Annotated in this window: 24 protein-coding genes and 1 pseudogene; 10 read left to right on the forward strand and 15 right to left on the reverse strand. The window is 70.0% G+C overall.

The genetic code is table 11. The features are described 5' to 3' along the window. Nucleotides 1-116 (reverse strand): annotated as a pseudogene (locus J7E89_RS41195) (IS630 family transposase); the annotation flags it as partial. A gap of 1177 nt (nt 117-1293) precedes the next feature. Here J7E89_RS41195 and J7E89_RS41200 point away from each other — a divergent pair. Together J7E89_RS41200 and J7E89_RS41205 are read left to right on the forward strand one after the other, a co-directional pair. After that, nucleotides 1294-1482 (forward strand): hypothetical protein, encoded by a 189-nt coding sequence (locus J7E89_RS41200; RefSeq protein WP_251061225.1) that lies wholly within the window; start codon nt 1294-1296, stop codon nt 1480-1482. Between the two features lie 100 nt (nt 1483-1582). Then, nucleotides 1583-1765 (forward strand): hypothetical protein, encoded by a 183-nt coding sequence (locus tag J7E89_RS41205; protein ID WP_251061226.1) that lies wholly within the window; start codon nt 1583-1585, stop codon nt 1763-1765. Between the two features lie 104 nt (nt 1766-1869). Here J7E89_RS41205 and J7E89_RS28725 read toward each other — a convergent pair whose 3' ends face one another. From J7E89_RS28725 to J7E89_RS28785, 13 genes are all read right to left on the reverse strand, one after another. Then, nucleotides 1870-2121, reverse strand: coding sequence for an EF-hand domain-containing protein (locus J7E89_RS28725; RefSeq protein WP_214977369.1), 252 nt, complete (start codon nt 2119-2121; stop codon nt 1870-1872). Nucleotides 2122-2948: 827 nt separating this feature from the next. Further along, nucleotides 2949-3260 (reverse strand): ferredoxin, encoded by a 312-nt coding sequence (gene fdxA, locus J7E89_RS28730; RefSeq protein ID WP_214977370.1) that lies wholly within the window; start codon nt 3258-3260, stop codon nt 2949-2951. 54 nt (nt 3261-3314) lie between these two features. Further along, complete coding sequence (gene ispG / locus J7E89_RS28735) at nt 3315-4469, reverse strand: flavodoxin-dependent (E)-4-hydroxy-3-methylbut-2-enyl-diphosphate synthase (protein WP_214977371.1); 1155 nt, start codon at nt 4467-4469, stop codon at nt 3315-3317. Nucleotides 4470-4499: 30 nt separating this feature from the next. Next, a complete protein-coding gene (locus tag J7E89_RS28740) occupies nt 4500-6272 on the reverse strand; it encodes a 1-deoxy-D-xylulose-5-phosphate synthase (protein WP_214977398.1) in 1773 nt (590 codons plus the stop codon). 65 nt (nt 6273-6337) lie between these two features. Continuing rightward, the gene (gene ispH, locus J7E89_RS28745) at nt 6338-7300 is read right to left on the reverse strand and encodes a 4-hydroxy-3-methylbut-2-enyl diphosphate reductase (protein ID WP_251061228.1); all 963 of its coding nucleotides are present in this window, start codon (nt 7298-7300) and stop codon (nt 6338-6340) included. Between the two features lie 116 nt (nt 7301-7416). Beyond that, nucleotides 7417-7728, reverse strand: a complete 312-nt coding sequence (locus tag J7E89_RS28750) for a DUF6059 family protein (protein ID WP_214977373.1) — start codon at nt 7726-7728, stop codon at nt 7417-7419. Beyond that, nucleotides 7728-9299 (reverse strand): tryptophan halogenase family protein, encoded by a 1572-nt coding sequence (locus J7E89_RS28755; protein ID WP_214977374.1) that lies wholly within the window; start codon nt 9297-9299, stop codon nt 7728-7730. Before J7E89_RS28755 ends, J7E89_RS28750 begins: the two co-directional genes overlap by 1 nt. A gap of 39 nt (nt 9300-9338) precedes the next feature. Next, complete coding sequence (locus J7E89_RS28760) at nt 9339-10055, reverse strand: tryptophan 2,3-dioxygenase family protein (protein WP_214977375.1); 717 nt, start codon at nt 10053-10055, stop codon at nt 9339-9341. A 44-nt stretch (nt 10056-10099) separates the two neighbouring features. Next, nucleotides 10100-10951, reverse strand: a complete 852-nt coding sequence (locus tag J7E89_RS28765; protein ID WP_214977376.1) for an alpha/beta fold hydrolase — start codon at nt 10949-10951, stop codon at nt 10100-10102. An 88-nt stretch (nt 10952-11039) separates the two neighbouring features. Then, nucleotides 11040-12248: a cytochrome P450 gene (locus J7E89_RS28770; protein WP_214977377.1), complete on the reverse strand. Its 1209-nt coding sequence runs from the start codon at nt 12246-12248 to the stop codon at nt 11040-11042. A 101-nt stretch (nt 12249-12349) separates the two neighbouring features. Then, nucleotides 12350-12892, reverse strand: coding sequence for a flavin reductase family protein (locus J7E89_RS28775; RefSeq protein ID WP_214977378.1), 543 nt, complete (start codon nt 12890-12892; stop codon nt 12350-12352). A gap of 180 nt (nt 12893-13072) precedes the next feature. After that, nucleotides 13073-13348 (reverse strand): acyl carrier protein, encoded by a 276-nt coding sequence (locus J7E89_RS42480; RefSeq protein WP_214977379.1) that lies wholly within the window; start codon nt 13346-13348, stop codon nt 13073-13075. Beyond that, on the reverse strand, nt 13345-14886 hold the full coding sequence (locus J7E89_RS28785; RefSeq protein WP_214977380.1) for a class I adenylate-forming enzyme family protein: 1542 nt from the start codon (nt 14884-14886) through the stop codon (nt 13345-13347). The genes J7E89_RS42480 and J7E89_RS28785 overlap by 4 nt, the downstream gene beginning before the upstream one ends. A 1087-nt stretch (nt 14887-15973) precedes the next feature. On the opposite strand from J7E89_RS28785, the gene J7E89_RS28790 reads away from it, so the two are divergent. From J7E89_RS28790 to J7E89_RS28825, 8 genes are all read left to right on the forward strand, one after another. Next, a complete protein-coding gene (locus J7E89_RS28790) occupies nt 15974-17161 on the forward strand; it encodes a cytochrome P450 (RefSeq protein ID WP_214977381.1) in 1188 nt (395 codons plus the stop codon). A gap of 61 nt (nt 17162-17222) precedes the next feature. Beyond that, nucleotides 17223-18071, forward strand: a complete 849-nt coding sequence (locus J7E89_RS28795; protein WP_214977382.1) for a fumarylacetoacetate hydrolase family protein — start codon at nt 17223-17225, stop codon at nt 18069-18071. Then, nucleotides 18068-19123 (forward strand): polyprenyl synthetase family protein, encoded by a 1056-nt coding sequence (locus J7E89_RS28800; RefSeq protein ID WP_214977383.1) that lies wholly within the window; start codon nt 18068-18070, stop codon nt 19121-19123. Before J7E89_RS28795 ends, J7E89_RS28800 begins: the two co-directional genes overlap by 4 nt. A 1-nt stretch (nt 19124) precedes the next feature. Further along, nucleotides 19125-20129, forward strand: a complete 1005-nt coding sequence (locus J7E89_RS28805; protein WP_214977384.1) for a UbiA family prenyltransferase — start codon at nt 19125-19127, stop codon at nt 20127-20129. Nucleotides 20130-20161: 32 nt separating this feature from the next. Continuing rightward, on the forward strand, nt 20162-21865 hold the full coding sequence (locus tag J7E89_RS28810) for a prenyltransferase/squalene oxidase repeat-containing protein (protein ID WP_308315635.1): 1704 nt from the start codon (nt 20162-20164) through the stop codon (nt 21863-21865). Further along, entirely contained in the window at nt 21862-23151 is a 1290-nt protein-coding gene (locus J7E89_RS28815; RefSeq protein WP_214977386.1) for an NAD(P)/FAD-dependent oxidoreductase, read from the forward strand. Before J7E89_RS28810 ends, J7E89_RS28815 begins: the two co-directional genes overlap by 4 nt. A gap of 73 nt (nt 23152-23224) precedes the next feature. Beyond that, on the forward strand, nt 23225-24091 hold the full coding sequence (locus J7E89_RS28820) for a TauD/TfdA family dioxygenase (protein ID WP_214977387.1): 867 nt from the start codon (nt 23225-23227) through the stop codon (nt 24089-24091). Between the two features lie 71 nt (nt 24092-24162). Then, nucleotides 24163-24375, forward strand: a complete 213-nt coding sequence (locus tag J7E89_RS28825) for a helix-turn-helix transcriptional regulator (protein WP_214977388.1) — start codon at nt 24163-24165, stop codon at nt 24373-24375. A gap of 126 nt (nt 24376-24501) precedes the next feature. Here J7E89_RS28825 and J7E89_RS41210 read toward each other — a convergent pair whose 3' ends face one another. Next, a complete protein-coding gene (locus J7E89_RS41210; RefSeq protein WP_308315636.1) occupies nt 24502-25014 on the reverse strand; it encodes a cation:proton antiporter in 513 nt (170 codons plus the stop codon). Between the last annotated feature and the right edge of the window lie 332 nt (nt 25015-25346).

Raw genomic sequence — 25346 nt, forward strand, 5'->3', positions numbered from 1 at the left:
ATGATGATCAGTGCCCGACGGACCCGCACCGACTCGTGGCGGCCCCGCCGGACGATCTGTTGCAGTCGCTGTCCCTCTTGATCAGTCAACCGCCGTGCCCTGACCGGCTCTGCCATTCAAGACCTCACTCTCATCGGCAACCACATTGCCAGCGAGAGTGAGGCCGTCAGACCCCGACACCGCGAACAGTCACCGGTGTGTCACCAGACCCGGTCAACGTTCGTGGCCAACGCACTAGGCAGCCCAACTCGCTTTCCCCCTCCCGCATCGCTTCCTCGGGCTCCCCGCCGAGGAAGCAACGCCTGTTGAAAGCCGACTTGGGAGCAGGCGAATCGGCGTCACCCGACTCACTGCATGGGCGGGAACCCAACGGAGCAAGCAGCGGGCACAAAGGCGGGGGGCGAAGCAACTGGACTCGTCGCGGGCGGTGATCGACTCCAGCCACGTGAGGGCCGCTCGGCGGGGCCCAAAAGCGGGCCAAGCCCGGTCGACCGTGCCCGGCCGGCCAGAGTCCGATGCATCGGGTCCGCCGACGACCAGGCCGCCAGACTGCTCGCCTCAGTCAAAGCCCTACCCGGCCGTAGCCCTCATCTGTACGCGGTCTTCTGCTGCACGTACTACGCCACCATGGGCTCAGCTGAGGTCATCCACCTGCAGAAATCCCAGTGCTGTCTGCCGACGCGCGGCTGGGGCCCTCTGACCTGAGGGCGGCGTTGTGACTGCCGGTAAGGAGTGGACGGACGATGGCGCTGTCCACGAGATTCACTCCCTGAAACGGCGGGCAGCCAAGGCCACGCGACCGGTGCCGATCCCTCCGTGCTCGTCCGCATGTTGCTCGAGCTACGCCACGCCGGCATCTCGTTCTGGTTGGCCTCCGGCGTTGACCCCGCGGGGTGCGCGCGCCAAGCCGGACAGAGCATCCGAGCTGGGATACCGTTGGGAGATATCGGGAGTGAGGACATGTTTCGACTCGCCGCTTAGGTGTGCGCCGAGACGGGCGCCTGGCGGTCATCTGCCCTGGTCAGGCGCCTTTTCGCCGTCTAGACACTCATCCTCTTGGTGGATGAGGCGGTCCGGGAATGGTCCGGATCTTGGTGCCCTCCGGCTGCGCGCTCGCTTGGAGGAGAGCCATCGCGGTCGTGCCGCAGGAGGCTTCCCGTCGACCCCGGACATCAACGAGTTGGTCGGCAGCTGGTCTCCGGGCCGGCCCATAGCTGCCATGGCGGTCCGGACGGTAGTCCACCGGCCCGCCGCCGGGGAGTCGTAGAGCACCAGAGCGCCGTGTCTCCTTGGATGGGTACGTACGAGGACGGACCGACCACCAGCCACGGAGGCCGGCATGAGGAAGATCAGGCGCAGCTGTTCATCTCGCTCGACGGTGTCGTCGAAGCGCCCGACCGGTGGCACTTCCCCTACTTCAACGATGAAATGGGGGCGGCGAGCTGCTCGTCGCTGAACTCACCGCAGCGGTCACCGCTCTGAAGAATGAGCCGGAGACGGGCACGCCGATCTGGATCAGCGGCTCGGCCTCCGTCGTACGCCAGTTGGTGGCCGCCGGGCTCTAGGCGAACTGAACCTCCTGGTGCACCCGATCGCCGTTCGCCACGGCATGCGCCTCTTCGAGCAGGACGCGACGCTAATCCTGCTGGACCTGGTGTCCGCCGAGATCTTCCGGACCGGTGTACTGAACCTCTTCTACGCCTTGGCCGCCGCACCCGGCGAGGCGACCTACGAGGATGCCAAGACCCACTTGCCCCAGAACTAGCGGCTCATCCATAGGGTGCCCTCGGAGTCCGTCTCGCGCCCGACGTCCTTTGTCCGCGCTTCCGGTCCCTGGGGGAGAACGTGCGTGCCATCCGGGGCGGGGCGTCACCAGCCGAAGCGGCGGTTGACCAAGGCGGCGAACTCTTCGAACGTCAGGACGCGGTCGCCGTTCTGGTCGGCCTCGTCGAACAGGGCCGAGGCGTCGTCGGCGGTCCCCACGCCCCAGAAGGGGATCACTCCTTGTGCGGCGAGGGTCGGGCCCTTGGCCCGGAGGGCACCGACGACCTCAGCACGTGTGAGGGTGCCGTCCTGGTCGAGGTCGAGCGCGTCGAAGAGAGTCCGGGCCTTGTCGCTCATCGCATGTCCTGTTCCCTGTGGCGTGGGTGTCGTGTCGGCCGACATCCTGTGCATAAGGACGCCGGGGTCCGCCAGCTGGGTTGCCTCCTGCGGGACGGGCGCCAGCTCGTCGTCCCCCCAGCAGCATCACATGCACAGGGGGACCTCGGAACGGGTGCGGGCGTGGTCAGGTGCCCCGGTCAGTTCCCTCTTCCCGGTGGGTGTGACGGACAGGGCACCTACCTCTTCCGGATCGCTGAACCGTCTGCCGCACCCGAGCAGTGGCGCTGATACACCTCCGAGGGCGGCATCACCAACTTTCCCGTCGCCGTCCTCTGTGGCCGCGAGCACCCGACCGCCGAAGAGCGGCATCGTTGACGCGTGCAGACAGGCCAAGGCCAGTGAGCCGTCGCATTGCGACCAGATCGACGTGTTTCCAATGACGCACCATGTGGAGTGTGTGGCGATCCTTGAACCGGTGGCAAAGGGCGCCTGACCTGCGGGTTCAGGCGGTGTGCATGATGTGCGCTGTGGGCGTTACGGGCGGTATCTTGACGCTGAAACGACGCTCGTGACGCTCAAATGACGCTCGTTCTGACGGGGCGTCAGTCGACTGATCGCGCAGGTCAATGAGGCGGAAGGCGTGGTTCCGGAGGTCTGGCTTTGCGGAATCTTGACGAAATCTGCCAGCTCTGCTCGCCCGGCGGCTGCACCCTGACGGGGTCCGGGCGAACTGGGTGGTTTCGGCCCGTAGCGAAAGAAGGCGCCGTCCGCCATCTGTGGCAGGTCTCCCCGCTCAGGCCCGTCCCAGCAGTGCGGGGCACAGACATGACGAACAGTCAGTCCGCCTACTCGGTCCGGACGGGCAGCCCCGCGATGATGGGATGGTCGTGTTCGACCAGGCCCTGGTTGGCGGCGCCGCCGGGTGAGCCGAGGTCGGTGAAGAACTCGGCGTTCGCCGTGCGGTACTCGGTCCACTCCGCCGGGGTGTCGTCCTCGTAGTAGATCGCCTCTACCGGGCAGACCGGCTCGCAGTCGACGCATTCGTCCGGGTGGATGTACATCGACCGTTGGCCCTCGTAGACGCAGTCCACGGGGCATTCCTCGACGCAGGCCTTGTCCTTCACATCCACGCAGGGCTGGGCGATGACGTACGTCATGGTGGGTTCCTTCCTCGGTTCCGCGCTACGCGAGCCAAGCGGCCGGGCGGCCCGTCAGACCGCTACCGCGATCGTGGGCTCGCCGGAGGCTACGCCGTCCTTTTCCATCTGTTCGGCGATCTTCATCGCCTCGTCGATGAGGGTCTCCACGATCTTGGACTCGGGGACGGTCTTGATGACCTCGCCCTTGACGAAGATCTGTCCCTTGCCGTTGCCGGAGGCGACACCGAGGTCGGCCTCGCGGGCCTCGCCCGGGCCGTTCACCACACAGCCCATCACCGCGACGCGGAGCGGGGCCTCCATGCCGTCGAGGCCCGCGGTGACCTCCTCCGCCAGCTTGTAGACATCTACCTGGGCCCGACCACAGGACGGGCACGAGACGATCTCCAGGCGACGCTGACGGAGGTTGAGGGATTCCAGAATCTGGATGCCCACCTTGATCTCCTCGGCCGGCGGGGCCGACAGGGAGACACGGATCGTGTCGCCGATGCCCTCCGAAAGCAGCGCACCGAACGCGACCGCCGACTTGATCGTGCCCTGGAAAGCAGGCCCCGCCTCCGTTACCCCAAGATGCAGCGGATAATCACAGGCGGCGGCGAGTCGGCGGTAGGCATTGACCATCACCACCGGATCGTTGTGCTTGACCGAGATCTTGATGTCCCGGAAATCATGCTCCTCGAACAACGAGGCCTCCCACAGCGCCGACTCGACGAGCGCCTCGGGCGTCGCCTTGCCGTACTTCTTCAACACCCGCGCGTCCAGCGAACCCGCGTTGACCCCGATCCGGATCGGCGTCCCCGCATCCTTGGCGGCACGCGCGATCTCCTTGACCTTGTCATCGAACTGCTTGATATTGCCCGGGTTCACCCGCACCGCCGCACAGCCCGCGTCGATCGCCGCGAAAACATACTTCGGCTGGAAATGAATGTCCGCGATCACCGGGATCGGCGACTTCTGGGCAATGATCGGCAACGCATCCGCATCATCCTGCGTAGGGCACGCCACCCGCACGATCTGGCAACCCGAAGCCGTCAGCTCCGCGATCTGCTGCAACGTGGCACCGATATCGGACGTACGCGTCGTCGTCATCGACTGCACCGACACCGGTGCGTCCCCGCCTACCGTCACCGAACCGACCTGGATCTTGCGACTGACCCTCCGGTCGGCAAGCTTCGTCGGTACGGACGGGATTCCGAGCGCTACCGGCATGACATCTTGGCCTTTCGCTTCGTCGGTGGATCAGGAATGGTGCGCAGCCGGCGACTTGCCCGGTCGCCGCAGCTCGGCCACGGCACGGGCGATGCCCTGCCCCGTTAGTCCGCAGCGCGCCAGGATGTCGGCCCGCGAGCCGTGCTCCAGGAAGTCCTGCGGCAGGCCGAAGGTGCGGACAGGCGTCGCTGCTCCGGCGTCGGCCAGCGCCTGGGCGATCGCCTGCCCGGCGCCACCGGCCCGGCCGCTGTCCTCGACGGTGGCGACCAGTGCGTGGCGCAGACCGAGCTCGACCACGGTGGGCGGTACGGGCTTGACCCAGCGCGGGTCGATGACGGTGACCCCGAAGCCGTGTCCGGCCAGCCGGTCGGCCGCGTCCAGACACGCCCCGGCCATGGCGCCCACGGAGACGAGGAGGACATCCGCCTCCGTGCCGCGCCGCAGGACGTCCACGCAGCCGATGCTCTCGATCGCTGGGATGTCCTTGCCGGCGCCGCCCTTGGGGAAGCGCACGGCGGTGGGCCCGTCGTGCAGGCAGACCGCTTCCCGCAGGGCTCGCCGCAAGGTGGCGGCGTCACGCGGCGCGGCCGCCCGTAGGCCCGGGACGAGCTGGAGCAGCGAAAGGTCCCACATCCCGTGGTGGGAGGGGCCGTCGTCGCCGGTCACGCCCGCGCGGTCCAGGACGAAGGTCACTGGGGCGTGGTGCAGGGCGGTGTCGAGCAGGAGCTGGTCGAAGGCCCGGTTGAGGAAGGTCGCGTACACCGCCACCACCGGGTGCAGCCCGCCGAAGGCCAGGCCCGCCGCCGCGGTCACCGCATGCTGCTCGGCGATGCCGACGTCGATGGTGCGGTCCGGGTACCGTCGGGCGAACTCGCTCAGACCGGTCGGGGCGAGCATCGCCGCGGTGATCGCCACGATGTCCTGCCGGGTCTCACCGAGTTCGGCCAGGACCTCGCCGAAGACCGACGTCCACGAGGGTGAGCGGTCCCGGCCCGCGCCGGGCACGGGCCGGGCGCGGACGGCATGGAACCGGTCCGCCTCGTCCTGCTCGGCCGGGGCGTGGCCGCGGCCCTTCTCGGTGACGCAGTGGACGACGACGGGCCTGCCGAGCGCGGCCGCCCGGCGCAGCGCCTCCTCCAGTACGGCGATGTCGTGCCCGTCGACCGGCCCCACGTAGGCGAGTCCGAGCTGCTCGAACAGAGCCCGCGGCGCGTCGGGACCGCGCAGCGCCGCGAGGTGGTCGGCGAGCGCGCCGGCGGTGGGGGCGTAGGACCGGGTGTTGTCGTTGAGTACGACGATCACCGGCCGGTCCGGTGCCGCCGCGATGTTGTTGAGGGCCTCCCAGGCCATGCCGCCGGTCAGCGCGCCGTCCCCGATCACCGCCACGACGCGGTCCGTGACGCCGCGGAGGCGGTGCGCCCGGGCCAGCCCGTCCGCCCAGGACAGTACGGTCGAGGCGTGCGAGTTCTCGATGACGTCGTGCTCGGACTCCTGGCGGGACGGGTAGCCGGAGAGGCCGCCCGCCTGCCGGAGGGTGGCGAAGCCTCCGGCGCGGTCGGTGAGGATCTTGTGGACGTAGGCCTGGTGCCCGGTGTCCCAGAGGATCCGGTCCTTGGGGGAGTCGAAGACCCGGTGCAGCGCGATCGACAGCTCGACGACCCCCAGGCTGGGCCCGAGGTGCCCGCCGGTGCGGGTGACCGTGTCCACCATGAACTCCCTGATGTTCCCCGCGAGTTCACGGGACTGGCCGGGGGACAGGGCCCGCAGCCCGGCCGGTCCGCCGAGTTCCTCCAGGGGCGGCACGGCGTGGCTTTCCGCCTGCGCCGCGTGCGGCGAGCCTGCCGTGTGGTCGTGCGCGACGGTCGACATCAGCGCACCTCGTCGGCCAGGGGAGTGCGCGGTACCCGGCCGGTGACCGGGTCGGCCAGCTGCCCCGGCAGGGAGAAGACGACGTCCTCGACGGCGCCCTGCTGGACCTCGGCCTTGCCGTAGCCGAGCGCTGCCAGCCGGTCGATCAGCTGGCTGACCAGGATCTCCGGGGCGCTGGCCCCCGAGCTGATCCCGATGCTCGACACACCCGCCAGCCACCGCTCGTCCAGGTGCGTGGCGTCCGGGACCAAGTGCGCGGCGCACCCGTGTTCCCTGGCCACCTCCACCATGCGCAGCGAGTTGCTGGAGTTGCGGGAACCGACGACCAGGATCAGGTCGTTGTGGCCGGCCAGCTCCTTGATCGCGTTCTGGCGATTCTGGCTGGCGTAACAGATGTCGCCGTCGTGCGGGCCGACCATGTCGGTGAACCGCCGGTGCAGCTCCTGGACCACGCGCGCGGTCTCGTCGAACGACAGGGTGGTCTGGGTGAGATAGGCCACCGGCGTGTCGTCGGCCAGGTCGAGACCTCGTACGTCCTCGGCCGTCTCGACCACGAGGGTGCGCTTGGGAGCCTCGCCGAGGACCCCTTCGACCTCTTCGTGTCCCGCATGGCCGACCAGCAGGATGATCCGGCCGTCGCGGACGAACCGCAGTGCCTCCTGGTGCACCTTTGCGACCAGCGGGCAGGTGGCGTCGATCACCCCCAGGCCCCGCCGGTCGGCCTGGGACCGGACCGCGGGAGAGACCCCGTGCGCCGAGAACACGCAGACAGCGCCCTCGGGCACCTCCTCCTCGCTGTCGACGAAGAGCGCGCCCCGCTTCTCCAGTTCGGAGACGATGTAGTGGTTGTGGACGATCTCCTTGCGTACGTAGACCGGCGCGCCGTGCAGGTCCAGAGCGCGCTCCACGATGCCGATGGCGCGGCGCACGCCCGCGCAGAAGCCTCTCGGCCGGGCCGGCATGACCCGCCCTTCGGTACCGGCCGGCAACGAGGCCGCCGAGCTGTGCTGACTTACCATCAGGTCCTTCTCCCACAGGGAATGTGTTCGTCATCGAGCACCGCGTGCGGACAGGGCGGTCAGTGCGGCCGGTCGGCGTGGCCCGGTTCCTGGTCTCCGAGGGCGCCGAAGGTGAGCTGGCTCCACAGCGCCCACTCGGCCGGAGTGAGCGGCTGGTGCGGGACGAGGCGCTCCGGATGACCCGGCTCGCAGGAGGGGCGGGGAAGGGAGGACTGCCGCGGAGGGTCCGGCTCCGCCTCCGTACCCCACCTGAACGGCGGGTTGAGGCCCCAGAACGCGCCGAGAGCGACCAGCCCCGGCTGCAGTGACTTCAGGAATCTGATCAGCGACCTCACGAATCTGTTCGGCTTGCGGTCTCGACGACGCTCCATCAGGGCGAGGTCCGGCCCTCGGCGGCGGCCTGCTGGTGCGCCAGGTAGGCGTACTGGCTGGGCAGCCGGTCGACCAGGGTCTGCGCCTGCCGGCGTACCAGATCGAACTCCTTGACCGCCTCGGTGTCGTCGAGCTTCGAGAGCACCGGCAGCGACCGGGTCGGCACTCCACCGAGCCCGAGGAGCATCGCGGAGTACGAGTAGGGCTCGAAGCCGTGAAAGTAGGGGTAGACCGAGTCCTCGTCGGGCAGTTTGGTACGCCACTGCTCGATGCGCTCGGCGAGTCCCTCGGGGATCTCGCGGGTCTTGGCGTCCCGCCAGTACTGGTTGTCGTTGCGGGCGGCGGCGTAATAGTGCAGGACGAGGAACTCGCGCACGCCGTCCATGACGCGGCCGACCTGCCGGTTGTACGCCTCCCGCAGCTGCTCGTCGTCCCGGCTGCCGGGGAGGTGCCGGACCAGCTGCTCGATGCTGTTCTGGATGAAGAAGATGCCGGTCGACTCGAGCGGCTCGACGAATCCGCTGGAGAGGCCGATCGCCACGCAGTTCTTCGCCCAGGACTGCGAGCTGCGCCCGATCCGCATCCGGATGTGGTTGGCCGACAGGTCCGCCGCCGCCGGGCCGACGAACTTCCGCAGGGTCCGCTCGGCCTCCTCCGGCGAGCAGTAGTCACTGGCGTATACGTAGCCGGTGCCCAGCCGGTCGAGCAGCGGGATCGTCCAGATCCAGCCGGCGTCCTGGGCGGTGGCCGTGGTGCACGGGCGCATGCCCCGCGCCGCCACGTCCACCGGCACCCGCAGAGCCACCGCGCTGTCGTTGGGCAGGCTGTCCTGGTACGAGACGAACGGCACGCCCAGTGCCTGGTTCAGCAGCAGACCGCGGAATCCGGTGCAGTCGACGAACAGGTCGCCGTCGAGCTCTCCGTGATCCTTGGTGAGGACGTTCTTGATGGATCCGTCGTCGTCGAGGCGTACGTCGAGGACGTCGTCGAGGACGTGCCGGACACCGCGCTTGGTCCCGTACCTGGTGAGGAACTTCGCCAGCAAGGTGGCGTCGAAGTGGTAGGCGTAGGGGAACTGCGTGGGCTGCCCGGACGGCATCGCGCCGTGGGGATCCGCGTCGCCCACCGCCGCGTCCAGGTCGAGCATGGTTCCGTCGAGGTCCTTGGGGGAGGCCTTCGCGTCGCACAGCGCGGACAGCACGGAGGCGTCGCGGTCGAAACGGTCACTTGGGCGCATGTGCAGCCACCAGTCGGCGAGCGAGTAACCCCGCACGGTTCGCGGCCGTTCGAACGGGTGGTAGAAGTAGTGCCCTTCCTCCCGCCAGTTCTCAAAACGGATGCCGAGCTTGTACGAGGCGTGGCACTCCGGCATCCACTCGTGCTCGGCCAGGCCGAGGAACTGGAAGAAGTGCCGGACGGTGCTGAACGTGGCCTCGCCCACGCCGATCGTCGAGACGTTCTTCGACTCGACGAGCGTCACGTCGATCTGCTCGCCGAGCGCCGCTTTGAGGTAGGTGGCGGTCATCCAACCCGCGGTACCGCCACCGACGATCACCACGCTGGACATCATTGGTCTTCTCCTCGGTTTTCCATTGACTATGGGAATGCCTCAGCCCGCGCTTCCGGCGAACTCGGCCGTGTGCAACCGCCCCCGATGGGAGCGGAGTTCGGAGAAGGGCAGGGTGATCCGGCGGAGCAGGTAGTCGATGCCGCTGCTGCCGCCCGTGCCCTGCTCCCCGCCGACCATCCTCGACATCAGACCGAGATGGGCGACCTTCCACCGCCACAGGCCGTCGCCGACGTCCAGCAGCGCCTCGGCGACCCGGTGCAACTCGCCGGCTTCGGGCCCCAGGCGGCACACCTGCGCCACCGAGAGGCCGGCGCGTGCCGCTGCGGCCACGAACGCCTTGTACAGCGCGCCCGCCCGCCGGTCGTTGCCGATCAACCGGGCGAGCACGGCGAACTGCTCGGACTGGGCCCCGCTCGCGTTGCCGAGGAAGGGACGAAACTGCACGAAGTGCCGAAGCGGGAGGCGTTCGAGGACCAGGACCTGCTCGTGCAGCACCCGGAGCAGGCCGTCCGACCGGCGCAGCAGCTCCACGCTCAGCTCGGCGTCAGCCGTACCGGACTCGGACGCGAGCGTGTCCACCACGGCCTCGAGATCCGCGATCAGCTGCTTGAGCCACAGCTCGCAGGACTGGTGCGCGACGATGAAGAAGTGCTCGGCCAGTACCACCGCGCGGTCGGCCGAGTCCGACGAGCGCGGCCGCTGGAGCGAGAGCAGGGTGTCCGCCCGCAGGTATTCCGAGTAGGTCACATCGGTCATGAGTCACTCCAGGTGCAGTACTCGGTCGATGACACTGCGTCGGCTCAGGCCGTTTCCATGAGCACCTGGCGCAGGAGGGAGACGAAGGGCTCGGGCTCGCCCTGGAAGCCGGTGTGGTCGCCGGGGAAGTCGACGAGCGCGGTGCCGAGTTCCCCGGCGAGGGCGGTCGAGGATCGGTGGGAGAGCTGCCCCTTGGAGGTAGTGCCGCCCGCCACCACGATGCGGGCGGACACGGCCCGCAGCGCGGACAAGTCGGGACGGTAGAGGGCGGTGGGGCGCAGGATGTGCAGGAAGAACCGGTCGAGGATGGCTCGTACGTCGGCCGGCGGGGTGAACGACTCCAGGTCGGTCACCTCGTGCCGCCCGCCGCCGGGCGGCCGGGAGAAACGCTCGACGCCGGTCAAGGCGGCGTACTTCTTCAGCGCCTCGTTGCGGCCGTCGTCGGCGTAGGTCTGACACACCTCTTCCAGCGAGGAACTCAACTGCTCGCTGTCCGGCAGTAGTTCGACCAGCGGCGCCTCGTGGGCGACCAGTGCGCGGACCTGCTCGGGGTACCGGGCGAGCAGCGCGAGCCCGATGGAGGCTCCGCCGCTGCTGCCGAAGACGTACGCCGGCTCGCTGCCGAGCGCCGCCAACAGGTGGTGGACGTCGTCGGTCAGCAGGTCGAGCGTCACCTCCGCGTCCGGACCCTCCACGGTGCTGCGCAGGATGCCGCGGGGGTCGTAGGTGACGACGGTGAAATGCTGGGCGAGGAGCGGGGTGATGGTCGCGAATCCCCTACTGCCCATGGGCGCGCCGACCAGCAGGAGCAGAGGGCCCGTTCCGCTGGTCTCGTAGCACAGACGCGTGCCCGGTAGGTCCAGCGTGTGTTCGGTCGGGTCGGCGGTCGTTGCCATGTCCGGTTCGTCCTTTCTCTCTGGTCCACACGGCCCAGGTGGTGCGCACCGCCGGGGCCCCGGGAGGCCGGGGGCGGATGGGCCCGGCTCAGGTCCAGCGCAGGTGCAACGGAAGGCGCTTGGGGCCGAAAATGCCCCGCGCGTCGTGGAACTCGACGTCCGGACCGGCCGAGAACTCGCTCCAGCGGTCGAGCGCCAGTTCCAGGGCGATCCGGGTCTCCAGCCGGGCCAGCGGAGCCCCCACGCAGAAGTGGATCCCGTGCCCGAAACTCAGATGGGGGTTGGGAGCGCGGCGGAAGTCGAAGCGGTCCGGGTCGGGGAAGACCCGCTCGTCCCGGTTGGCCGAGGACAGCCAGGTGACGATGATCTCGCCCGCCGGAACGACGCGTCCGTCGATCACGACCTCCCGCGTGGTCCGCCGCGTCATCGGGGCCAGCGGCGCTCGGTAGCGGAGCGTCTCCTCGACAGCGGTGGGCAGTTGACTCGGATCGGAGCGCAGAGCCGCGGCGGCTTCGGGGTGCTCGCTCAGACACAGGAGCACGTTCCCGAGCAGCACAGTCGTGGTGATGTGGCCGGCGAGCAGCAGCAGGCTGACGAACCCGACCATCTCCTCGTCCGCCAGGCGCTGGCCGTCCACCTCCGCCGCCGCGAGCGTGCTGATCAGGTCGTCCTTCGGCCTGGCCCGGCGGGAACGGATGTGGTCCAGGCAGTACGGGTTCATCTCTCGCATGACCACCGCCATGGACCGAATGCGCTGCTCGTTCGGGATCAGTCCGCCGCCCCCGCCGCTCGGCGACACCAGGGCCTCGGCCCAGCGCCGGAAGACCGCGCGGTCCTCGGCCGGGATGCCCAGGAGCTCAGTGATGACGATGATCGGCAACGGATACGCCAGGTCCGAGACCACCTCGATCCGGTCCGAACCCTTCACCGCGTCCAGCAGCTCACCGGCGATCTCGATGATGCGGGGTTCGAGCCGGGCCACCACACGCGGAGTGAACGCCTTGCCGACGAGGGTGCGCAGCTTGCGGTGGTCGGGCGGATCCTTCCGGATGAGGTTGCCCCGGGTGAAGAGGTCGACGTCCTCCTGCGCGGGGGTGATGTCGCTGAAGTCGGAGGAGAAGGTGGTCGGGTCGGCCAGGATCTGCTCCGCGTCGGCGTACCGAAAGACGTGCCAGACACCGGCCCGCTCGTCGTGGCTGACAGGGTCCTCCGCCCTCATGCGCCGGAACCAGGCCAGGGTCGACTCGGCGTCGCCGGACTGGTCGGCCAGTCCGGGGCCGGACTCGGTTGCGGTCATCGCGGCATCCCCTCGGGTCGGACAGCAGCACTCTGGGTCGGTGATCAAGTGATCAAGTGATCGGTGCTCAGTGATCGGTGGTCGGTGGTCGGTGGTCGCGATCAGTGTGGGGCGGCGCGGACCCCGGTCGGGTCCCGGCGCGGTGATGGCCCGTTACGGGCCGGTGCCCGGGTCGGCCCGGTCCCGGCCGCCTGGCCGACCGGCCAGGCCGAGAACTCCCGCATCCCGTAGAGCAGAGGTACGCCCGGCCGCAGCTCCACACCCGCCACCTCACCGAGTACGACCGTGTGGTCGCCGGCGGCGTACAGCCCGGTGACGGAGCACTCCGCGACGGCGAAGGCGTCCTCGTGCAGCCATGGCAGCCCCGCCGTCCCCGCCGGTCGCCAGGGGACGTGCGCGAAGCGGTCCGCCACGGGGGACGAGAAGACCTCCGCGGTGGTGCGCGCTCGTGCGTGCAGCAGGTTCACCGCGAACCACTCCCGCGCCCGGATCGCGTCCAGGGTGCTGCCGCGGGTCTTCAGGCAGACGAGCAGGGTCGGCGGCGCGGCGGCGACGCTGCTGAGGGAGGAACAGGTGACGCCTCGGGGGGAGTCGTCCCGGCCGGTGCTCGTCACGACCGTCACACCGGTGGGGAACGAGCTCATCAACGATCGGAAGTCGTCTCTGTCGACGTGGCGCCGCTCATCGTGCAGCGGCCTTGGACCGGCGACAGCGGTGTGAACGGGTTCCACGAGAAGTCCTCTGCTGGTTTCTGCAGGCGTCGGCCGCCGGGACGGCGACCCGGAATTACATGTCGTTATTTTTCGGGCCGGACGGCCCGTAAGTCATTTTCGCGCCGCGCCATCCGGCTGTTCCGAAGTCACGGATTCAGCAAGGGACCGAAGCGAACTGAAGGCGGAGGGAGGCCTGTCCGGGTCCCATTCGGCGTGGAACTCGCTCTCCAGCCTGTCGAGCAACATAACCAGCGTGAGCGAGTCGACCCCGAGACTCAGGAGCGAGGCGTCATGGTCGACAGGCCCTCCGCCGGGGTACTCGTCCCAAACTTCTACGAGAATTGTTTCGAGACGGGCGAGAGCGTGTTCCAGCTTGGCACTTCTCATATGCGTTCCTTCAGTTCCGGGTGAGCGGCCCCGGCCGATTCCCCGGCCGCCGTTTCTCGCAGCGAGCGTCGGTCGATCTTTCCGGCGGCATTTCGCGGCAGTTCCGGAATGGTCCGGAACTCCTCCGGGCGCTTGTACCGGGCGAGGTGCCGGCGCGCCAGGTCCCGTAAAGCTGCCGTCAACTCCGTGTCCTGCCGGGACACCACCACGTAGGCGACGGGGAGCTCGCCCCACTCGTCGCTCGGAACTCCGACCACGCACGCCTCGCGCACGGCCGGATGGCCGAGGAGCACCTGCTCGATCTCCGCCGGGTACACCTTCTGGCCGCCGCGGAAGATGACGTCCTTCACCCGCCCGGCGAGATGGATGTATCCCTGCTCGTCGACCGTGCCGAGATCACCGGTGCGTATCCAGCCATCGCGCAGGACCTCGGCCGTCGCCTCGGGATCCTTCCAGTACCTGCGCATCACGGCCGGGCTGCGCACCCAAAGCTCGCCGGTCCGTCCGGTGGGGGAGGGGTGTTCATGGTCGTCGAGGGTGCGGAACACCGTGCCCATGGTCGCCCGGCCGATGGACGCGGCCCGGCCCCGGGCTTCCCCCGGCGTGTAGTCGTGGTCGGCGGGCGGAAGGGTCACCACGGGGCCGCCCGCCTCCGTCAGGCCGTACAGCTGGCGAAAGCCACAGCCGAACGACACCTGCGCGTCGAGAAGGAGTTGCCGCGGCATCGGCGCCGCTCCGTAGATCAACTCCTGAAGGGTGGTCGGCCCGGCCGACGAAAGTCCTCGGGTCTTCAGCAGGAACCGGAGCATGTCCGGGACCAGGAACAGATGCGTCACCTGGTCCCGGCGGATCGCGGCGAGGCACTCCTGCGGGCTGAACATGCGCATGAGCGCCACCGTCGCACCGGCGGCCAGGTAGATGAGCGGGATCACCATCGCCCCGTGGGAGAGCGGCCCACAGTGCAGGAAGACCTGGTCAGGGCCCGGCCGGACGTCGGTCAGGTAGCCCAGCGCCACGGACCGCAGCGAGTGGTGGTCGACGCAGACGCCCTTGGGGCGCCCGGTCGTCGCGGAGGTCTGCAGGATGAACATCAGCTCGTCGTCGGGTATGTCACCCGGCGGCAGGGCGGCGTCGCAGGTGACGGCCCGCCGGTACTCATCGCTGTCGTAGAGCAGTACGGGACGGCCCGCGCCGGGGTCCGCGGTGCCCGGGAGCCCCGCCTCGCCGACGATCGCCGAGACCTCGAACCGCTGGACGGCGGCGGCCACTTCCTCGGCCACGGCCCCGTAATGCAGAGGCACCGCGGTCGCCCCGACCTTGCCCAGGGCGAAGTAGGTCTCCAGCACTTCGAGGCGGTTGTGCGAGACCACCGCGACCCGGTGGCCGCGTTCGACGCCCAGCTTCAGCAAGGCCGTGGCCAGGCTGTCGGTCCGCCGGTCCAACTCCGCGTAAGTGACGTGCCGTTCACCGTCGCGGATGGCGATCCGCTCGCCGTATCGCTGCCGGCCCCGCTCCAGAAGCAGAGTCATCCAGGACATGCACGGACTCCCCCCGTATCGGCCTTCCTCATGACTGATCAGCAATGAGCACCTTGCCGGGGCGGTGGTGGCGCCAACAACCCCCACTTTGCTGGGGTACCCGCCCGGGGAACCCTCTGCTAGAGTGCGGCCCTTTTTTGGCGGGCGGGCGGGCCCCGGGTGGACGCGGGCCGCGGCCGACACGGGCTCCCGGGCGGTACGGGCTCCCGGGCGGTACGGGCTCCCGGGTGGTACGGGCCCCCGGGTGGTACGGGCGTACCGGCGGTACGGGCCAAGCGGGGTAGGGCGAGTCGTCGAACCGTGCGCGGCACATCTCGCACTCCGAGAAGAGCCCGCCACCGTGACCGGAAAGAGACCTTCGGGCGGCGCCCGGTTCCCGCGTTCGCCGACTCGGCCGCCCGGGCTCCGGGGAGCCCGTCGCAGGGCTGCCGCGGGCGGGGGAGCGGGGGCGGCGACATCGCCGCTGACCACCCTCGACCGGCGTGGTCGGCGACGTGTGCGAGCGGTCGAAAGGCCGTGCGGGGCCTGCCCGGCGGGTGCTCGTCGGTCCGGCCCCGTGGAACCGGCCGCCCATCCGTCACGTCGGCCGGACGGCCCGTCCGCCCATCTGTCGGAATTCACCGCTCCGAATAAACGGAATGGATCACCAGTCGTCTGACGGGTGCTCAGAAAAGGCCGAGGTTGGCGCCTTCTCGGTGGCCGAATACCGCCCATAATTGCGGTTATTGCGCTGAGGGCCGGTGCGGGTGGGTGTTACTGTTGAAATGCAAGCGACCCGAGTGCAAGGATATCTGGCCGACCGGCTCTCCGGCGCCAACTTGACACGGTGTCGCGACCGGCGAACACGAGATGCGGGGGTATTTGAAGTGACGTCTGGTATTCCGCTACCGGGTCCCCCGGTTTTTCTTTGGTAAAGAATTCTGCCCTCCTGGGCAGTCCGGGGCTGAACCGCCTTCGGTCTTCGCTCATTTCTCTCTGACACGCATCCATCGATAATCCCTGTCTGCCTGTGCCTCGCGGTGTCCCACGCCGTGGGCTGCTTCGGTGCGCGCTCCCCCGCGAACGCGCGCAGATCGGAATTCCACCCATGGATTACGTCGCCGATTACCCCAGTGCCGCCGACCACGGGGGTCAACTCCCGCCCGAACTCGACCGGTTACGTCGCGAGGACCCCGTCTCCCGGGTCCGCCTGCCGGACGGCAGGACCGCCTGGCTGGTGACCCGCCACGACGACGTGCGCAGGGTGCTCTCCGGTGCGGGTTTCACCCGGGACCTCTCGCCGGCCGCCGATCCGGACGCGGGCGGGGCCAGGATGCGCACGGTGAACATGGATGGCCGTCCGCACCTCGAATTACGCGGCCTGGTCTCCAAGGCGTTCACCGTCCGGCAGATCGACGCCATGCGCCCTCGTATGCAGGAGTTGGCGGACGCTCTGGTCGACGGCCTCGAGCAAGCAGGGCCGCCCGCCGATCTGGTGCGCCATGTCGCCGCGCCGCTGCCCGCCATCGTCATCTGCGAGCTGCTGGGGTTTCCGGCCGACCACCACGACAGGCTCAGCCGCTGGTGCGACCGGATCACCACGGTGGGAGTCGCCGGCCTCGACCAGTCGGCCTGGCAGGAGCTCAGTACATATGTGGGCGGCACGGTCGAGCGCAAGCGCGCGGACTTGAAGCAGGGCGGTCGGCCGGACGCCGACGTGCTGAGCACCCTGGTCCGCGCCCACGACGAGGAGGGCCGGCTCAGCTACGAGGAACTCGTCTCCCTGGCCATCGTCATCCTCGCGGGCGGCCTGGAGACGACGCAGACCGCGATCAGCGCGGGAGTGCTCGAACTCCTCCGCGACCGGGACGGGTTGGCCAGACTACGCAAGGATCCCGAGCTCCTGGACCCGGCGATCGAGGAGATCCTCCGTCACCAGCCGGTTATCGACCTCAACCGCGTCCAGGTGGCGACCGAGGACATCCGGCTGGGCGGGCAGCTCGTGCGCGTGGGCGAGCTGGTCCAGGTCTCCCTCAACGCCGCCAACCGGGATGAGACCGTCTTCTCCGACAGCGCGCGGTTCGACCTCACGCGGCAGCCCAACCCGCACCTCGCGTTCGGGCACGGCGCACACCACTGCCTCGGCGCCGCCCTCGCGCGGCTCGAACTGAAGACGGTGTTCTCGACGATCCTGCGGCGCTTCCCGGACCTGCGCCTGGCGGTGCCGGCCGAGAGCCTGCGCTGGCGCGGCGGCCACGTCACCTTGGGGCTTCGGGAGCTGCCCGTCGCCTGGTGAGGCCCCGCCCGGTCCCCTGATGAAGTCCCGCCTCGGCCGACCGGCCTGGAAGGAACTTAGCATGTTCATCTGTCGATATATCGATAGCGATACCGAGGGCGGCCGGCCCGGATACGGACGGCTGGAGCGGAGCATCGACGGGGACACAGTTGTCCCCGTGGTGCACGACCGGGCAGCCGGCCGCTGGGTGGACGGCACCGGACGGGAGCGTCCGCTCGCCGAGGTCACCCTCCTGCCACCGGCCGAGCCGAGCAAGATCGCCTGCCTAGCGCTCAACCGCGCACCGGACGGCCACGCACCGGTCGGTGACCGGCGCCCCACGGGCTCCGCCTCCTGCGCGGTCGTCCTCAAACCCCCGTCCTCACTGACCGGTTCCGGGGACACCGTGCGCCACCCGGGAGCCGAATGGGAGCTGAAGTACGAGGCCGAGCTGGCCGTCGTGATCGGCACGCGCTGCACCCGGGTCCCGCCGTCCGGGGCCGCGCGGGTCGTGGCGGGTTACACCTGCGCGAACGACCTCACGGCCTACGCGAAGCCGTCCGCCGACGGATCCGAAGACGCGGGGCGGACGGGATTCCCGGCCGTCTGGGCGAAGCACTTCGACGGCTTCACGCCGCTCGGCCCCTGGCTCGCCACGGACTTCGACCCGGCGGACGCCGAGATCATCTGCACCGTCGACGGCGAGACCGTGCAGCGCGCCGGCACCCGCGACCTCCTCACCCCGGTGCCCGAAGTGATCGCCGCGGTCAGCGAGCACATGACACTGCTGCCCGGGGACGTGATCCTCACCGGAACACCCGCGGCCTCGGGCCCGCTGCTGGTTGGCAGCAGGGTCGAAGTGGCGATCGCGGACATCGGCACCCTCACCACGACCATCGGCATGCCTGGGGAAAGGAAGAACGAGCGATGACGATCGTCAACAACGTGACGCCGGAAAACGTGACGCGTGATAGCGGGACGCGTGAAGCGGACCGGTCGCACCTCACCGCGTTCCTGGCCGGCGCTGACCCGCTGCAACGCGACCTGCTCGGCATCTGGGGCGGCCGCCTCGACCAGCTCGGCAGAATCGCGGAGTACGCGCTGGTCCCCGCCGGGAAGCTGCTGCGCCCACTCCTGGTCCTCGAATCGGCGCGAAGTGTCGGCGGCACCGCGGAAGGGCTGAGCGAGCTGGCCCTCGCCATCGAGTACCTGCACGTTGCCACCTTGCTGCACGACGACATCATCGACGAGGACGACATGCGTCGCGGGCGCCCCTCCGTCCAGGCGGAGTTCGGTGTACCCGCCGCCATCGTGGCAGGTGACGGGCTGATCCTGGAGACCTTCGTCGCCCTGACCGGCTCCCGGCCCGCCGGCGTCTCGGACGCCGACATCGTGGCCGTGACCTCGGTCATGGCCACGGCCGGGGTGGGCCTGTGCCGCGGGCAGCTGCTGGAGTCCGAGTTCGTAGGCGATCTGGACTGCACCGTGGAGCAGTACCTGACGATGGCACAGCTGAAGACCGGGGCGCTCTTCGAGTCGGCCTGCCGGATCGGGGCGATCCTGGGCGGCGACCGGCAGGACTGGGTCGACGCCCTCGGCGAGTACGGGATGAAGCTGGGCACCGCCTTCCAGATCCGGGACGACCTCCTGGCCTCCGACGACACCCCCGCGCTCATCGGCAAGCCGCAGGAGAGCGACCTGGAGAACCGTCGGCCGACCCTGCCGATCCTGCTGTCCTACCAGCGGGCCGCGGACAGTGAACGCAAGCAACTGGAGCAGGTGTTCCGCGGCGAGCTCCCCGCCGAGGAGTCGTTCGACGTGCTCCGCACCATCGTAGAGACCACCGGTGGCCGGGACGCGGCCGCGCAGTTCGCCGCCCAACTGGTGACCGACGCCAAGGAACGCCTCACACGCCTGCCGGTGAGCGAGAGCACCGACACCCTCGCCGAGATAGCAAGCTACGCCTCCCGGCGCGCGTTCTGAGATGGGGGACAACCGCGTCCTCGGGGCGCTCGGCGCGCACCTGCGCACCTGGCGGCCGTACACGATCTGGTACCCCGGCCTGGTCGGGCTGGCGGGCGCGACCCTGGCCGCCGACCCGCACCCGACCGCGCGGCTGCTCGCCGCCTGGTTCGTCCCCACGGCGATCTGGACGGCCGCCCACTACCTCGGCGACTATCTCGACCGGGAGCTGGACGCCATCAGCAAGCCGCAGCGGCCCATCCCCTCAGGCCGGATGCGGCCCACGACGGCGCTCGCCTGCGGCGCGTTCCTGGCCGCCGCGGCGTGCGCCGCCGCGCTGGCCGTCAACTGGCGGACGGTCCTGCTCCTGGCCGTCGGCATCGGCGGGGCGCTGGCCTACAACGGCCTCTTCAAGGCGCGCGGCATCTGGGGCAACCTCCTCCGCGGCGCCCTCACCGGCGCGGCCTTCGCTTTCGGCACGATGATGGCCGTACCGTTCCCGCCGCCCGAACTGATGGTGTTCGTCGTGGTGTTCTGGTCGCACGACGCCGCATCCAACCTCGTCGGCACCCTGCGCGACGTCGCCGGCGACCGCGAAGGCGGCTACGCCACGTTCGCCGTACGCCGCGGACTGCGGACGGCCGGGCGTACGGCCGTCGCCCTCTACGGCTTGGCGGTCGCGACCGCGGCGGCCGGGCTCCTGGCGGTACCGCGCGACCGTGCGGCCTACCTCCTCGTGGTGCTGCTCGCCGCGGTGGTCGGCTGCGGCGCCTTCCGGCTGGTCTTCGCACCCGGACACACGCTCACCCCGCGCACGGCCCTTCGCGCGCACGAGGTGCTGGTCGCCGAACGGCTCATCCTCGCGGGCGCCCTGCTCGTGCCGGGCCTCGGGCCGGCCGTGGCGCTCGGGATCCTCGCCCCGCTGCTCGTCCTCACCATCTGCGTCCAGCGCGCGATGCGCTCCAAGCACGAGTTCGCACCGGAGGACCGGCGCGCAGCCCGCCTTCTGAACCGACCGCTGGTGTGAGAGAAGGAGAAACGTTTTCCGTGTGCTCAGCTGTGGATAGTCGTGTCGAGGCGTCGATCACGCATGCCGCCGAGACCTTGTTCGCCTTGCAGCGCCCCGACGGTTCCTGGCCCAACCGGCGGCCCACCGCCGTCCTGGGGACGGCCGGCGCGGTGGGCGCCCTGCACGTCGCGGACCCCGCGCGCTCCCGCGATCTGATCGATCGCGGGAGGCAGTGGCTGTTGTCCGCCCAGAACCCCGACGGCGGCTGGGGCGGAGTCGCCGGCGCCCCCACCCAACTCGTCCCCACCGTGATCGCGGCCGCAACCCTGCACCTGCTGGACCCGGACGGACACCGCAAGCCCGTACGCCGCGCCCTGGACCTGGTGCGCTCGCACGGCGGGGTCCGGGCGCTCACCGACCCCGGCATGGCCCACATGGCCAGGCACTTCCTCGCCCTCGCGGGCCTCGGGGAGCTGACAGGCTCCCGGCGCATCCCGCTCGAACTGCTCCTGCTTCCCCCTCGGCTCTGGCGCGGCCGACTGTCCTTCCGCATCGCCCCGTTCGTCGCGATGGCGTTCATCCAGGCCCGGTACAGCCCGCCGACCGGACTCGGCCGCCTCCTGCACCGCGCGGCCCGGCAGGCAGGGCTGCACGCGCTCGAACAGGTGGAGCGCGGCGAGAACGACCCCGGTGGCTACGGCGGGGACAACTGGCTGGTCGCGGTGGTCTGCATCGGCCTCAGCTGCGCCGAGGCCCCGCCCGCGACCATCGCCGACGCCGTCGACTACCTCCGCTCCAACGCGCAGGCCGACGGCTCCTGGCACATCATGCAGGGCCTCGACCTGATCGGCGGGTCCTTCGTGGCCCGCGGCCTGGCCGACGCGGGCCACACCGACGACGAACGCCTGGTGCGGGCACGGCAGTGGCTGCGCGGCTGCCAACAGGAGGAGGGATTCCCGGTCTTCGACGCGCCGCCCGGCGGCTGGGACTGGGAAGGGCCCCGTGGCTGGCCGAACTTCCTGGACAGCGCCAACGTACTGTCCGCGCTCGCCGTCGCCGGCGAGGAGGAGGGCGGCGACCGGCTGCGCCGCGGGCTGCGCTGGCTCCAGTCCCGGCAGGATCGCGCCGGGTCCTGGGGAACCTTCGTACCGGACACCACACTGCCGAACGACGGCCCCTGCCCCTATGTCACCGCGCAGTCCGTCGAGGTCGCGCTGGACTGCGGGGTCCGTCCGGATGACCCCGGCGTGCGCCGGGCCCTGGACTGGCTGCTCGACCGGCAGCGGCCGGACGGCACGTACGAGGCGCTGTGGTACCGAGGGCTCACCCCGGGAACCGCCATGGCACTGGTCGCTTTCGGCCGTGCCGGTCTCGCCGGCCACGCGGTGGCCCGGCGCGCCCGCGAGGCCCTGTTGCGCGCCCAACTTCCGGACGGCTCCTGGGGTCCGGGCCGGACCGGAATGCTCGGCGACGAACCAACCCCAGGGACCGTCGAGGAGACCGCCTGGGCACTGCGGGCGCTGCTCGCCTCGGGAGTACCGGCCGACGACCCGCGCGTGCGGCGCGCGGCCGACTGGATCCTGGCGGCGCAGCAGCCGGACGGCCTCTGGCAGGCGGCCCAAATCTGCATGCACATAAGGAACTTCGCGTACTACGTGGACGGCCTGATCGTCAACGGACTCGCCCTGAAGGCGCTCGGAAGCTATCGGGCCGCGCTGGCGGCGGACATCCGTGAAGAACGGGAGGCGCGATGAGCGTGCGAGACGAGACAGCAGGCCCGGTGGACGCGGACGTCGTGATCTGCGGCGCCGGGGTCGCCGGCCTGGCGGCGGCCTGCGCACTGGGCCGCTTCGGGCTCGACGTCCTGCTGTTGGAGAAGCAGCGGCGCCAGCCCCCGGTCGCCAAGGGCGAGGTCCTTCAGCCGGGATCGCTGAACACCCTGCACGGCTGGGGTGTGCTTCCGGCGCTGGAGGCCAGGCGGGCGGTCCGGCTGAAGCGGCTGGTCGCCCGGCGGGCCGACGGCTCAGAGCTGCTCACCATGGACTTCGGCCGGCTCGACACCGACCGCCCCTGGATGCTGTCCCACGACTACGCGACGATCCTGGAGTGCCTGGGCGATTCGCTGAGCGGCACCGTGCGTTCGGAACGCGGCGTCCTGGTCGACGACCTGCTCATGGGCGATGACGGCCGCGTCACGGGCGTGCGGACCGGCGGCGGCAGCGGGCGTGACATCCGTGCGCGGGTGGTGCTGGCCGCCGACGGCAGGTCGTCCCGCCTGCGCCGTCTGTCCGGGATGACGGCGGACCCGGTGGCGTACGGTCACCGGCTGCTGTCGTTCGAGCTCTCGGGAACGTTGCCGGTGGCCGAAGAGGTGTCCTCCTACGTCACGGACCGCGGGCTGGTGATGGTCTATCCGCTGCCGGACGAGCGGATACGAGTCTACGTCCAGGTGGCGGCTGACGAGCTCCGCAAGGCGGACCGGGCGCGGCTGCAACAGTGGTGCGAGGCGCTCCTCGTGGACGTGCCCGCACTCGGCCCGCTGGCGACGGCGCTCAAGGAGGGCCTCGGCAGCAGGCAATTGCTGCCGGTGTTCCAGTTCCGGGCACCGTCTCTGGTGCGGCCCGGCATCGCACTGATCGGCGAGGCGGCGCACGGCGTCCATCCGCTGGCGGCCCAGGGGATGAACACGGCCATCGGCGACGCCGCCTCGCTCGCCCCCCGGCTCGCCGAGGTGGACCTCGCCGACCGCACGGCGGTCGACGGGGCGCTGCGCGCCTACGAGACGGAACGCCTGGAGCGGATCAAGGACATCCACGGCATGAGCCACAACGCCGCCCGGATGATGACCAGCACCTCGCGCGGCGGGCGGGTCCTCGGCCGGTGCTTGTTGCGCGGCACGGCCAGGAGCGGCCGGCTGAGCTATCTGACGACCTACAACATGTCCGGCCTCGGCATGCGCCCGCTCGGCGCGCTGGACCGGCTCGTCCAGCTCGGGGTGCTGCCCGACCGCGTGGCGAGGCCGCTCGTCGCCACGAGATGAACCGCGGTCGCGCAGCGGTGCGCAGGGATCCACGCAGGGGCTGGAAAGCCACACCATTGGAAGGGTTGAAAAGATGTCGGACACACTCAAGACGGCCTTCGACGTCCGTCCGTTGACCGCCGCGCTGGGCGCGGAGATCCACGGCCTGCGCCTGGAGGAGATCACCGACGACGAGTTCGCCGAACTGCGTCGGCTACTGCTGGAGCACCTGGTGCTCTTCATTCCGGACCAGCAGGGGTGGTCGCCCGAGTCGCGCACCGCCTTCGGCCGCCGCTTCGGGGAGCTGGAGGTCCACCAGTACTTGCCCCACCTGGACGGCCACCCCGAGATCCAGATCATCGACTCGAAGCAGGACGGCAAGATACCGATCTGGCACACCGACATGACGTACTCGCCGAACCCGCCGATCGGGTCCATCCTGCAGATCGTGCGCAGCCCCGGTGTGGGGGGCGACACCATGTGGTCGAACCAGTACCTGGCCTACGAGGCCCTGTCCGCCCCGCTGCGGGACCTGCTCGGCGGACTCACCGCGGTCCACGCCATCCGTATTCCAGGGCTGGAGAGCCGGGCGGAGCACCCCGTCGTCCGGGTCCACCCGGAGACCGGCCGCCGGGCACTGTTCGTCAATCGGGCCCACACCTCGCACATCCCGCAGCTCAGCCGGAACGAGAGCGACGCGCTCCTGCAGTACCTCACCGAGTTCGCCACCTCGCCGCAGTTCACCTGTCGTTACCAGTGGCGGCAGGGCGACGTCGCCATCTGGGACAACCGGGTCACGCAGCACTACGCCGTCGACGACTACCAGGAGCGCCGCACCGGCCTGCGCGTCGTCGTGCTCGGCGATACGCCCGCCGGGAACGAGGCCCGCTGGGAGCAGTACCAGCCCAAGCCTGGCGAGCGCTACGCGCCGGCCCGGTTCAACGCGAAGGAGTCCTACTGACGCCCCCTCCCGCGCCGGATCCGACGGACAGCCCGATCTCATGTGCACGTGAATGCGAGGTGTTGAGCGACATGCTAGGAGCAACCCAACTACTCACCCCCTGGCAGACCGAAGTGGTCCGGCTCGCAGTTCTCGGCCTGACCGCGAAGGAAACCGCTCGCCGCCTGGGCATCTCGAAGAACACTGTCGACGAGCATTTGCGGGACGCCCGGCTGCGCGTCGGGGCGGCCACCAAGTCCCGGCTGGTCGGCTGGGCGGTCGCGTCCGGGATCGTCCAGCTCTGACGGCCCGTCCCGAAGAGGCGTACTCCCGAGAGGGGCGGCGGCCCGGTCGTGCGATCGGCCGGGCCGCCGCCCCTCTCGTGCTCACTCCCGCAGAGCGGGGCATGATCCCCAGGCTCAATTCCACGTTCAGGGCGATGAGTTCGGTGAGGCCACGGTGTTCATCAGGGGTGCCAGCCCCGCGGACTGGTGGGCCGGCATCCCGTGGCCGCGGGCCGCGAGGAACGCCCCCGCGAACTTGCCGCCGATGGCCACCAGGAGGATCAGGCCTACGTCGCGCAGGCCGCCCAGGCCGATCCCGGGCAGGTCGACACTGAGACCGGCGGTGAGGAAGAAGACCGGCAGCAGCAGGGTCTGGCCGAGGTTCCCGAGCTGCTCGTGCATCTGCGCGCGCAGCGGCGTCGTCTGCTCGCGCGGGATGATGGCGCCGAACAGGAAGGCGCCGAAGATAAAGTGCAGGCTCGCCCACTCCATCGCGCCCGCGGACAGCAGCAGCCCCGCGAGGACGCACGCGAATCCGGCCGGCGCGAGGGTGCCGGAGCCCGTCCGCAGGCGGGGCAGCAGCGGCCGCACCAGCAGCCGTGCCAGGAGCACTACGACCGCGAGTCCAGCGAGCAGTTCCGTGATGTGCTGGGATTTCACTGGCCCCCGATTCGGTCTGACGGGAGGACACAGGACATGCTGAACCGAACTGGCCTGGTGGTCCGGCGGCCGGTGGGACAGCGGGCGTGATCCCCCGTCGGCTGATGGATCCGTTCCGGGTCCGGCGGTCTCTCCCGGCCGAAGCGGCAGTTCGCGCAGCGCTCAGTGATGACACGTCACGCGGAGCGCCGTGTCCGCGCGTTCGGCCGGATTCTGGATTTCGGGCAGCCACTGTGCCGGGCCGGGATCCGCGGCCGTCCGGTCGGGCGGTGCCGCCTGCGGCACGCCGAGAGCGTCAGCGCGGAAGTGAATACGCCGCACGTTAGTGGGCG

The sequence above is a fragment of the Streptomyces sp. ISL-100 genome, assembly GCF_018614615.1.
Taxonomy (GTDB): Bacteria; Actinomycetota; Actinomycetes; order Streptomycetales; family Streptomycetaceae; genus Streptomyces.